Raw genomic sequence first — 10,859 nt, 5'->3', positions numbered from 1 at the left:
CTTACTTTCAAATTCTATTTTATATATTTATCATATAGATAATTTTTACATACTATTATTTTAATTTTTTTCATTATCACTTTTTAACACTATAATTTTGGAGTTTTTAGACTTAACTTTACACTTATGTTTAAAACCCTATAAATGAAAGAAAAAACTATTTAGTTGTTAATGTAATGCTATACTTGTTCATATCTTCATTTTCCTCTTCATCAAAAATAGTTCCTAAAAATTTTCCATTATTCTTTTCTATAATTTTCTTTGAGGGTGTATTGTCTATATTACAAGTTAAAATTACTTCTTCTAGCCCTATCTTTATAGACCTCTCCAATGCTAGTTTTAAAATTTGAAAACCATAACCTTTATTTCTATAATCTGGTGATATATCATAACCTATATGCCCAGCACATTCTACCTCTTCATGTCTAATTCTCACTACTCCTACGACTTCTTTTTTATCAATTAACCAAAATGTTGAAGTTGTAACATCACCTTGAGGTAGATTATTTCCTTTGGAATAATCGTCCAAGTCGTCTAAATAATCTTGGAAATTTTCTAATGCTTTTTTATATTTATTAAAATAATGTTCATCATTTATCTTTCTATAAGCTAAAGCATAATTTTCAAAACTCTTTTGATAGTTCTTATTAGGCTCAACTAAAAATAAACCTTTCATAAATCATCCTCCATTTTATGTGGTATTTATAGTTAATTATAATTTACATTCGTAACATCTATATTTGTCAATAATTTTGAATCCTAATTCTTTTGCTGAATCTAATTCAATTTCACTATCCTCATCAATGAAATAAACAATATCATTGATATCAGTATATTTTTTATAAATGTTTTTAATCATTACGTTAATCAGATTACTTTCAATTCCTTTTCCCTTAACTCTTTCATCAATAAATAAACCAATTACCTCTGCCTCAATTTTAAGATCTCTAACAAAAATACTTCCCATAATAGTCCCATTTTCCATATATACAAAAATATTAAAGTCGTCAAAGCTTTCCTTAATATGTTCACTATTCCAATACATATCTTTCGCATACTTATCATGAAATTTAGCATATTCTTCAAATTGATTACTTTGTAACAAATTTATTGTTTTTTCAATATTGCGAACTTTATAATTTTCTTTATATAATCTTGTATCAATACTAGATTCAATACATTTAAAATTTCTACTTTCTAAATATTTGATTGCATCTTTATTATCAAATGTGATACCTATAAGTAAATTATATCCTTTAAACTTATTCTTAAGATAATTTATTATTTCATCAGCAGTAATATTATAATTATCTTTTATTAAAAACATATTGGTTTGTATATACATCTCTTCTTCTATCCAAAAAAAACTACAAACCCCCATAAGCATATTCTCTTTATAACAAGCGATTATTTTTCGTGTATCTGAATTAATTGCCTTTTCAATACCACTTTGTAAATCCTCTTTACTTTTACGTCTTGGATAACTATTTTTTTTATTATCCTGACACAAACTCCATGCAAAATCTAGAATTTCACTAAAATCATTAACCGTTTTTATCATTTTTATTTCACCCCCTACATCTTTTTAATGTACAACAAATTATTTCATTATTCGAATGTAACAATATGTTCAATAGTATCACCAATATTTAATAATTTTTCTGCAAAAAAACCTGGGTAAGCTACATAGTCTTTTAGATTTTTAATAGGTAACCAATGCATATACTCTCGAACTCCTTGTGTATAACTATTACTGTTTAATTCTTGCGTCCCCCTAGGCTTCATAAGAAAATAAAATGCAATTTCATGACACCTTACCCCATCTAACGTTCCTGTTCCATCAAAAAAGTTTTCATGTATAAATACTAATTTCTCAACCTCATATGCTACACCAGTTTCTTCAAGTACCTCTCGTTTAACGGCATCTTCTGCTTTTTCTCCTAAATGAACTCCTCCACCAATGGAATAATAATAATTTTCTAATTGGTTTTTAGCAAAAAGAACACATCCCTTTTCCACAATAATTGCTGCTGCTCTATATCTAAACCACCCATTTTCTCCCGTAAATCCACAATCCATATTAAACCTCCACCTATTGAACTATATTTATATTCTATATTTTTCCATTAAAAAACAGTGCCAAATTCATTGAACCTTTCATAGCAGTTATATCATCTTTAGCTGGAATATTGTTAGTATTATGGCTATAAACAACCGGTGCAATGTCTCTGGAGTTCATATGACGCAAAATTGTACATGCTGTTTTATAAGCATTTCCAGTGTTTCCATCTCCACCGCCTACTAATATGACTGCACCTTTTTTTTCATTTTTAATGAGCATCTTATTCCTAAAGAGCCTTGCACAAAAATAAGTTTGCAGTCTACTTGTAACTGCCAATAACTGGCCTGTCAATTCAGAAAAGTAAAGTGGCGATGCAATTAAAATATTATCGCATTCTTGGATATAGTTATAAACCTCTTGCATTTCATCATTTAGACAACATCCATCATTCTCCCAGCAATATCTACAATCAATACACGGTTTGATATTACATTTATATGCATCTATTATTTTATATTCCCCTTCTAAGTTATTAATAAGTTCATTCACCAATGCCATAGTATCACCATTTTTTCTTGGTGAACCATTAAAAATAAGTGTTTTCATTAATTACTTCCCTTCATTTATTAATCTATACTTTTTTTAAGACTACAATTTAATTAATATGAAAATTATACCATATATTCTGTATATTTTTATATGTTTACAAAAACAGACTAAATTTAAAACACCATAAAATTTATTTCTAAATAATATGGTGTTTTATCCTTAATCAAACTTATAACATATAATTACTTTCCTTCAATACTATTAATAATATTTAAAATATCACTTGTAGAGTAAGCCACAAAATCTGGCTTAACATCCCAATTTTTTGTACTATGTCCACTATATCTTGCCGCAATACATATTACCTTAACATCCTCTTTATTTGACTTATAATAATTCTCAGCATTTTTTCCAAATATAGTATCTTCTTGATGATCTCCTATGTAGACTATTACACTTTTATTTGATGATACATTAAGATTATCTAGACATTTTAGAAAACCACTTGGATTAGGTTTTTGCTCATTATATGAAATATCATCATACCCTATAATTGATTGAAAACATTCTCCAACACCAAATTCCCTTAAAGTATTGTAAATATTTTTAGAGCAATTTTGTGAACAAATTCCATGTTTAATATGCCCCAATGTTTTTATTACATCACTTAATCCTTTAAACATATTAGGTAATGTAGTATCTTTCAATTGATAGGGACTCCATAGCTTCCCTGCTTCATTTACTTGCTCATCGTTTAGTCCATAACAATTTTTATATAATTCTTTCCAATTTTTATATTTATAATTTGCTTTTTGATAATTTTCAATAGAAACTAATGCATCTGGGATATTATCATATACATCTGGAATAAAATTTTTTAGAACCTCCATTGTTACTGCCATATTTTTTCTAGTTGTATCTACTAAGGTTCCATCATAATCCCATAAAACTGCCGAAATTTTCATTGTAAATTCTCCTAACACTTATTATTTTCCCAACACTAAAATTCACTACAATTACATACCAATATATATTTTTTCAATTTGCATTTTTTCACAAATTGTTCATTTTTTCATTTATAGTATTGATTTTTAATTGCATATTTGTATTTTAATACACTAATTTAAGTATCAAACTCTACATAATATAATACATTTTTATCTATATCATAAATAGCTATTGTCATATTAAAAGATCCTCGATAAAATATCTTTGCATCACTTGAAGAATCATCACTTTCGCTATGACGGTCAACAAAATACCAATATCCATTTTCTACTTGAGGAATTTTAAAATCTTTAGCTACATCACCGCCATAGTAAACTCCATTTTTTATTCCACCATAAATAAACATATTAATATTCTCACTTAATGGTGTTTTATGCCAACTAACGTTATCTTTAAATTCTTCTAAGATATTTTCTTTATCATCAGATGCAAATTCTAATTTTGCAAATGTATTTCCATCTCCATGAAATCCTTCATGTGTATCTTCATAAATTATATTTATTGGTTTTGGTATATTAATGTTAATTTGTTTTTTAACATAATCAACATCTGATGTACCTGTAAACTTTATAAACCCATATAAACTTATAAAAAATAGTATCACCAAAATAACAATTTTTTTCATTTAAAATTTCTCCCTCTTGAACAATACAAAACTATTATAATATATTTTATTAATCATTAGCTTCACGAAAAGCCTTAGTTCTAAAATTAAAACTATGTTGTCTTAGTTTATTATCAAACATTAAATTTTTCTTTTCTGTTTCCTCATAAGGACTTCTAAATGGACTCCTATAATGTATATAATTAAGTATATTTTTTCCAGTCCATACCCTATCTCTCATATCTAACCTGTAAAAAACATACCCTCTTTGATTATCAGAACCAAAAGGATAATTTACAGCACCAGCAATTGCTTTAAACTTATTTTCATTTCCAAACCAATCTTTCCCTGAAATTATCTCATTCTTTAATCTAGGTATAGCTGCTGAATAGTTTGTCCCGTTTTTTTCGTACAATAATTTTCCATTTATAAGTTCCAATTTCTCCGATCCAGTAATTTTAAATCCATCATGCCAATATGCATTTCCACCTACCCACTGAAAATATTCAATGCCATACATGCTATCATCTTTCAATTCAACATAAATAATTGTTGATTTCAAATTAATTTTCCCTGGTTTTTGAATGGTTTCGTAAACGTTACGTTTCTCCTTAACAGTTTTTTCTTTTGAATCAAACATCAACATCTCACTAGAAACATCTACATATATAGCATCCTTTAACATGTCAACTTCACTATCTGATATGTCTTTAATAATCTCCTCTGGAAATCCCATATTTACAAGCATATCACGTGTTTGTGAAGTCTTTGAAAAAGTAAATTCTTCCGAATTTAATCTAATATGATTAGAAACTAAACTACACAATATAAATATAAAAATACACCCTATTATATACCTTAAAACATGATTTTTACTCTTAAGTCTTACATCATTATCTAAATTTTCAAACTTAACTTTTTCTAATTCCTTACATACCTTGTAAAGTAAAATAAAGTTGTAAAAATAAAATAAGATTACTGGAATAGATATAAACCACAACTTTCCCAACTCTGTAATGGCAAAAACTAAAATAGAAACTCTCCAAATAATCATACGTAATATAGGATCTTTACGTGGTCTTATATCTCCTTTTTCAAAAACTTTTTTTAACCCTTTTCGAAATACAATAAGAAAACTTACGTGAAAAACAGTTAAAGCAATTATCATAATAGTATTATTTCTAAAATTAACACTTAATGGTGTATTTCCATATATTAAACTTAAGATATTAGCTAACATATTTATTATAGAAAAAATCCATGCGCTATTAAGTTCCCTATTTTCCTTACGCAAGTCATAAAATCCAATATATAAAAGCCCTGCTCCAATTATAGGTAAAATATACTGTAACCCTCTAAAATTGAAAGTCATCATAGTAAATATAAATCCCCATGTAATATCCTTTATTGAATTATGCCAAGGATTACTATGTTCATTTAATTGAAAATTAGCATCACCCATTTATATTTCCCTCCTTTTTAAGTTTATTTAATCCCTCATAATTTTTTCAAAGGGAAGATAAGCTTTAAAATACAAATGCCACTTTATCTTTATGTCTTATATAGGGAAACAAGCTCGCATTTAAATTTATTCAATAGCTTCAAAATACTTTTATGCAAAATGTAGCGTTGAATTTGAAGTGTTTCCGAGCATGTCTCACTATTTTGGGTATCCAAGTTTTGGAACGAGTAATTTTAAAAATCAACTTGGAACCTTATATAGGGTTCCAAATTAAATCTTAAACTTATTCATTTATCAAATGAGAAAACTCAAATTAATATTTTTTCAATAACTAACAGATTATTTTAGTTAAAAGTTAAGAGTGAATAGTGAACAGTTGTGGTTATTTTTCTCAACTGATAACAAAAATTTGATGTATAAATTTAAGTTATAGATTGCATCCCTATAAATGAGATTAAGTTAAATATTTCAACCATATTGTAACATGTTTTTAAATGCCATACTATTAAGTTTTTAATAACTATATCTTCTATTATTTTTTATAATTGAACATTATAGATAAGTTTAATAGTAAATTTAATTTTTTTAAAACTACCAAATTCTATTCTTATATTTTTAAAATACCATATAAAAAATATCGCAAATTCATTTCTTTTGAATAATGCGATATATATTATTAATTTTTATGATTATATTAAAATATATAAGAATATAAATTAATATATGTTTACTTTATCTCATCTCCATATATCTTATAACTTCCTACGAAATTTTCAAGTTCTACTGAAAGATCTCCACTTACATCTTTATCCATAGTCAATTCTTTAGCACCACTCGTGTTTATTGGAAAATCTTCAATTACCTCATTTTTCGAACCATTTAATTGAATCTTTAGACTACCCTTTTTTACATCAGAGTCATATGTGAATTTTACTTTATCACCTTTTTTTAATTCTATTGATATTACTCTATTACCAGTTACGTTAACTGCATCATCGTTTTCTATACATCCTAATGAATGAATTCCTAATGAATGAATTACTAATGAACTAATATCACTGTCATTATTTTTAAGAAATGACCATCCTGTTGCAAAAAATATTAATATACATAGTATAAATGTTATGCCTAATAGTTTATAACCCTTCATAAATTTTCTCCCTTCTCTCTTAAATATTAAACATTTTATATCTTAACTATAACTCAATTTTCTTACAAATTATACTATAGTTTATATTTTATACCTCTAATTCAAAAAGCTAATAAATTTATTTTTAATTTCTGCACCATTTCTATATTTTTATTGTCAATATTACCTATTATTATAGGGAAACAAGCTCCAACTTAAATTTATTCAATAACCTTAAAATATTTTCATACAAGATGCAGTGTTAAATTCTAAGTGATTCGGAGCATGTCTCACTATTTTAGGTATCCACGTTTTAGAATGGATAATTTTAAAAGTCAACTTGGAACCCTATAGTGCTTAGTAAATTTTTTTAATTATTACACTAAGTGTTAATTAAAATATAAACTAGTATTTTTATAAATTTTACAAGTTTTTATTTGTTAATTCTATAATGAAGCATTAACTCTCCATTGTTAGGATCTCTTTCATTCATATACTCAAAACCAATACTTGTATACAAATTATAAGCTACTGTATTTCCCTCCACTATACTTAAATATATAGTATCTACCTCATATTCTTTTAAAACTATATCTATAAGCTTTTTCATTGCATCTTTTCCAAATCCTTTACCTTGATAATTTTCATCTATAAGTATTCTATCAATCCAAGTATGTTTGTTAGGCCCAAAAGAGCCATACATTGCAAAACCAACAATATCATCATAATTATATATAGCTACTGGATGCCATTCATTATATAAATTTGCTTCTTCTAAACATTCAGTCACAGTTTCTATAAATCTTTCTTGTTCCTTTTTTATTTTTAATTTCTTCACTATTTCTATATTTTTATTATCAATATTACCTATTATTAGTCTCCTTTCATTAATCTAATCATTTATTATATACATACTTTACATACTTTTTCGTAATTAACAAGTGTCATTCTTTCATTTATTTGTTTTAATTTTCCAAATTTTACGTATCCTAATTTTTCATACAAGTGACAGTTTCCCTTTTCCTGAAATATTGTATCTAAAATCCATCTATGTGCATTATAATAATAACTTTCTATTTGTTTCAGCGCTTCTTGTGCAATTCCCTTATTTTGATATTCTGGAAGAACACACAAAGCCGAAATTTTATACGTCATATATTCCAATTCCATTACTCTAACATATCCAACATTAATATCATTTATCTGAAATATGTATGCCGTTGTATTTTTTCTATCAATCTTTTCTCTAATCTTTTCAATGCTTTCCATTGCAGGACTAGAATCATAATCATGATATTTATTTAGCAATGGTTCAAATGACTTCCTTTGTATATTATAAATAATATCTGCAACATCCCCCGAAATTTTTTTTAACTTTATCATACATACTCTCCTATAAAATTATTCAATTTCCAAAACACATATTATTTTATGTTTTCTTTAAAATACCATATAAAAAAATATCGCAAATTCATTTCTTTTGAATAATGCGATATATATTATTAATTTTCATGATTATATTAAAACATTTAAAGTATAAATTTTTCTCATTATCTATAAATAGTATTCTCATATACCTTTTTATATATCTAATTGTTCATTTCTAAAAAGAATTTTGTATAACTAACACATTCTATAAAAGCAAACAACTTGCTGTTTATCCTTGAAGTCCATTGGCTTGACGTTCCATGTTTTCTACAACAACATCATGAATATCACCTAATGATGCACAATACTCAAGTACCTTCCATGGCGTATTAGTGTGAAAATGAATTTTAATCAACTCATCATCTCCAACAGCAATCAAACAATCACCATTAATATTGCTTGTAATATATTTGCTAATTGCATCCTCGGAAAGATTGTGCCCTTCTATTAATAATTGAGTATCAAATTTGTATTCAATCATACTACACTCTCCTTTATCATACCTAATTTATAAAACTAATTTTGCTACCATTTCTCCATCTTCTATTTTGCCCGTTTCTACAAAACCCAAGGATGCATAAAGCGTCCTTGCTACCACATTCTCTGGTTCATAAGAAAGGTAAACTGCTGAAGCTTTTCCATAAGGGAAAGTCCTAATAAGTTCAAGGGCTCTTATCATAGTTTTCTTACCATAACCTTTACTCTGATGATCTTTATCAATCATTAATCTACACACCCAATATGTATTTTTATCATCATTTTCATCTTTTTCATTATATGATAACATTATAAATCCTACCATTATATCATTGTCATAAATAGCATATGGCATAGGAATGCACTCATTATTTGTTAAAACAACATAAGCCTCAGCAATACTATATATATTACTTGCAACATAATTTTTTTGTTCTTCCTTTACCTTTAATTTAATACACTCATCAAAATTATGCTCTGTAATTTTTCTTAACTCTATCATTATTATCCCCCTTAAAACAAAGTATAATATTATTATCTTTATATTATACTTTTAAATTTTCAATTTTTTTGAAGAATAATGTACGCTATTTGCAAAATTTATATAAATATTTTTAACAATGTTCACAGTATATTAATTTAAATTTATTTTTTCTGTACTATAACATATTAAATTAAATAATATAAAAAAGGATGAATTTTATTTGTTTTTTATCAACCTTCTCCTATATTGCATAATTCTTTTAGTGTCCTATCTTCCCCATATTCTTAAATAACACAGTATTCAATTTTCAAACATCTTATTATATATATTTCACCTCTTATATGTATTGCAACATAAAAAATATCACAACTTATTTCTGAATAATGCAACAATTTAATATATTGTTTTCTATTTACTTTTTGAACCGCTTAATAAATTTAATTTTATCATTATTCAATTTTAATGTTCCCTTAAATCTTTATTCAAAATTTTGTTCAATATATTTAATGTATTCTTTTTTTCCAACCTCGTTAAAGTTATTCTTAAACCATTCGTAAGATTCCTTTAAACCTTCAAATAAATCCTTTTGTTCTACTAATAGCTCTGATTGCCTTGTTACATCTAAACTATATTCATAATTATAAAAACTAAAATAATCTCTTTGATTGCTATGATTAGTTATATATACTTTTTCTAAAGGTGTATCTACAACCTTATAGCATAATTCAACAAATGTATTAATGTCTACTAATTCTGAATTTCCAACATTAAATATATGATTTTTGGGATGTTTATCCAAAATACCTTCAATAACTTTACATAAATCATCTACATGGAAAAACTGTAATTTCATTTTACCGTCATTAGGAATGTAAAACTTTCTATTTCTCAAAGCACATTCAAATACAAATGGTTCTCTATATATATTTTGCATTGGACCATACAAATAAGGCGGTCTTAATATGTAACCATTAGGAACTTTTGAAAATAAGTATTTTTCTGCTTCAATCTTATCTGTTCCATATTTACCCCATATCTTATTAAGCCCAGTTCTTTGAGTTTCTGAGAATGGTTGTATGTTGGTTTCTGGATAAACAGCCGATGAGCTAATAAATATGTAATCTTTAAACTCTCCAACTGCATCTAATATATTTTTAACATCTTGTTGATTATATGCACATACATCTATTATTGCATCAAAAGAATAATCTTTTAGGCAAGCTTTTAAATTATTTCTATCTGCACAAATCAAATTAACATTTTCTATTTGTTGCTTAGTTCCCCTATTTAAAACATAAACCTCATAATTTTTTGATTGAAAGTATTTTGCTACATATTTACTAACAAAACTTGTTCCTCCTGTAACTAATATACCTTTCATAGAATTACCCCCTTTAAATTTCTATCACTTTGTATCTCTCATACAAATAATTTTTACTTAAGCCTATTTTATTATCATGAATCAATTATAAAATATTTTGTAAATATCTTGTTTGTTCAATTTTTAAACAACATTTCACTTCATATTTTATTTGAATTATGGCATAAAAATACCCCAAAATTCAATTCATGAATAATGTATGAATGCTAAAATAAAAATGTACTAAGTTGCTAATATTTCCATGTACAACATTGTCTAAATTCTTTACAGTATTA

General features: G+C 26.0%; 13 protein-coding genes. All 13 read right to left on the bottom strand.

The window, feature by feature from the left end; translation table 11 throughout:
- Window positions 1–157: 157 nt before the first annotated feature.
- Window positions 158–676 carry a GNAT family N-acetyltransferase gene (locus AZI32_RS16040; RefSeq protein ID WP_061996842.1) on the bottom strand — a complete coding sequence of 173 codons (519 nt, stop codon included), beginning with the start codon at window positions 674–676 and terminating at the stop codon, window positions 158–160.
- A gap of 36 nt (window positions 677–712) precedes the next feature.
- Window positions 713–1,561, bottom strand: coding sequence for a hypothetical protein (locus tag AZI32_RS16035; protein WP_061996840.1), 849 nt, complete (start codon window positions 1,559–1,561; stop codon window positions 713–715).
- A 47-nt stretch (window positions 1,562–1,608) separates the two neighbouring features.
- Complete coding sequence (locus AZI32_RS16030) at window positions 1,609–2,079, bottom strand: NUDIX domain-containing protein (protein WP_061996838.1); 471 nt, start codon at window positions 2,077–2,079, stop codon at window positions 1,609–1,611.
- 34 nt (window positions 2,080–2,113) lie between these two features.
- Entirely contained in the window at window positions 2,114–2,668 is a 555-nt protein-coding gene (locus AZI32_RS16025) for a flavodoxin family protein (RefSeq protein ID WP_061996836.1), read from the bottom strand.
- 185 nt (window positions 2,669–2,853) lie between these two features.
- Window positions 2,854–3,576: an HAD-IA family hydrolase gene (locus tag AZI32_RS16020; RefSeq protein WP_061996834.1), complete on the bottom strand. Its 723-nt coding sequence runs from the start codon at window positions 3,574–3,576 to the stop codon at window positions 2,854–2,856.
- A 158-nt stretch (window positions 3,577–3,734) separates the two neighbouring features.
- Complete coding sequence (locus tag AZI32_RS16015) at window positions 3,735–4,244, bottom strand: hypothetical protein (protein WP_061996832.1); 510 nt, start codon at window positions 4,242–4,244, stop codon at window positions 3,735–3,737.
- A gap of 49 nt (window positions 4,245–4,293) precedes the next feature.
- Window positions 4,294–5,685, bottom strand: a complete 1,392-nt coding sequence (locus AZI32_RS18775; protein WP_061996830.1) for a hypothetical protein — start codon at window positions 5,683–5,685, stop codon at window positions 4,294–4,296.
- Between the two features lie 727 nt (window positions 5,686–6,412).
- Window positions 6,413–6,835, bottom strand: a complete 423-nt coding sequence (locus AZI32_RS16005) for a hypothetical protein (RefSeq protein ID WP_061996828.1) — start codon at window positions 6,833–6,835, stop codon at window positions 6,413–6,415.
- A 412-nt stretch (window positions 6,836–7,247) separates the two neighbouring features.
- Window positions 7,248–7,652: a GNAT family N-acetyltransferase gene (locus tag AZI32_RS16000; RefSeq protein ID WP_242865314.1), complete on the bottom strand. Its 405-nt coding sequence runs from the start codon at window positions 7,650–7,652 to the stop codon at window positions 7,248–7,250.
- Window positions 7,653–7,717: 65 nt separating this feature from the next.
- On the bottom strand, window positions 7,718–8,197 hold the full coding sequence (locus tag AZI32_RS15995) for a GNAT family N-acetyltransferase (protein WP_061996824.1): 480 nt from the start codon (window positions 8,195–8,197) through the stop codon (window positions 7,718–7,720).
- A 274-nt stretch (window positions 8,198–8,471) separates the two neighbouring features.
- Entirely contained in the window at window positions 8,472–8,723 is a 252-nt protein-coding gene (locus tag AZI32_RS15990; protein WP_061996822.1) for a kinase to dihydroxyacetone kinase, read from the bottom strand.
- Between the two features lie 27 nt (window positions 8,724–8,750).
- A complete protein-coding gene (locus tag AZI32_RS15985; RefSeq protein ID WP_061996820.1) occupies window positions 8,751–9,221 on the bottom strand; it encodes a GNAT family N-acetyltransferase in 471 nt (156 codons plus the stop codon).
- Window positions 9,222–9,681: 460 nt separating this feature from the next.
- Entirely contained in the window at window positions 9,682–10,584 is a 903-nt protein-coding gene (locus AZI32_RS15980; RefSeq protein WP_061996818.1) for an NAD-dependent epimerase/dehydratase family protein, read from the bottom strand.
- Window positions 10,585–10,859: the final 275 nt, after the last annotated feature.

The organism is Clostridium sp. ATCC 25772 (assembly GCF_001573875.1).
GTDB lineage: Bacteria > Bacillota > Clostridia > Clostridiales > Clostridiaceae > Clostridium_J > Clostridium_J senegalense.
Note: the sequence above shows the minus strand (reverse complement) of the source record. Positions and strands in the feature narration are given on the sequence as shown.

Excerpts from the sequence above, each read along its gene's own strand:
- AZI32_RS16040 (WP_061996842.1), bottom strand. The coding sequence starts at position 676 with ATGAAAGGTTTATTTTTAGTTGAGCCTAATAAGAACTATCAAAAGAGT.
- AZI32_RS16035 (WP_061996840.1), bottom strand. The coding sequence starts at position 1,561 with ATGATAAAAACGGTTAATGATTTTAGTGAAATTCTAGATTTTGCATGG.
- AZI32_RS16030 (WP_061996838.1), bottom strand. The coding sequence starts at position 2,079 with ATGGATTGTGGATTTACGGGAGAAAATGGGTGGTTTAGATATAGAGCA.
- AZI32_RS16025 (WP_061996836.1), bottom strand. The coding sequence starts at position 2,668 with ATGAAAACACTTATTTTTAATGGTTCACCAAGAAAAAATGGTGATACT.
- AZI32_RS16020 (WP_061996834.1), bottom strand. The coding sequence starts at position 3,576 with ATGAAAATTTCGGCAGTTTTATGGGATTATGATGGAACCTTAGTAGAT.
- AZI32_RS16015 (WP_061996832.1), bottom strand. The coding sequence starts at position 4,244 with ATGAAAAAAATTGTTATTTTGGTGATACTATTTTTTATAAGTTTATAT.
- AZI32_RS18775 (WP_061996830.1), bottom strand. The coding sequence starts at position 5,685 with ATGGGTGATGCTAATTTTCAATTAAATGAACATAGTAATCCTTGGCAT.
- AZI32_RS16005 (WP_061996828.1), bottom strand. The coding sequence starts at position 6,835 with ATGAAGGGTTATAAACTATTAGGCATAACATTTATACTATGTATATTA.
- AZI32_RS15995 (WP_061996824.1), bottom strand. The coding sequence starts at position 8,197 with ATGATAAAGTTAAAAAAAATTTCGGGGGATGTTGCAGATATTATTTAT.
- AZI32_RS15990 (WP_061996822.1), bottom strand. The coding sequence starts at position 8,723 with ATGATTGAATACAAATTTGATACTCAATTATTAATAGAAGGGCACAAT.
- AZI32_RS15985 (WP_061996820.1), bottom strand. The coding sequence starts at position 9,221 with ATGATAGAGTTAAGAAAAATTACAGAGCATAATTTTGATGAGTGTATT.
- AZI32_RS15980 (WP_061996818.1), bottom strand. The coding sequence starts at position 10,584 with ATGAAAGGTATATTAGTTACAGGAGGAACAAGTTTTGTTAGTAAATAT.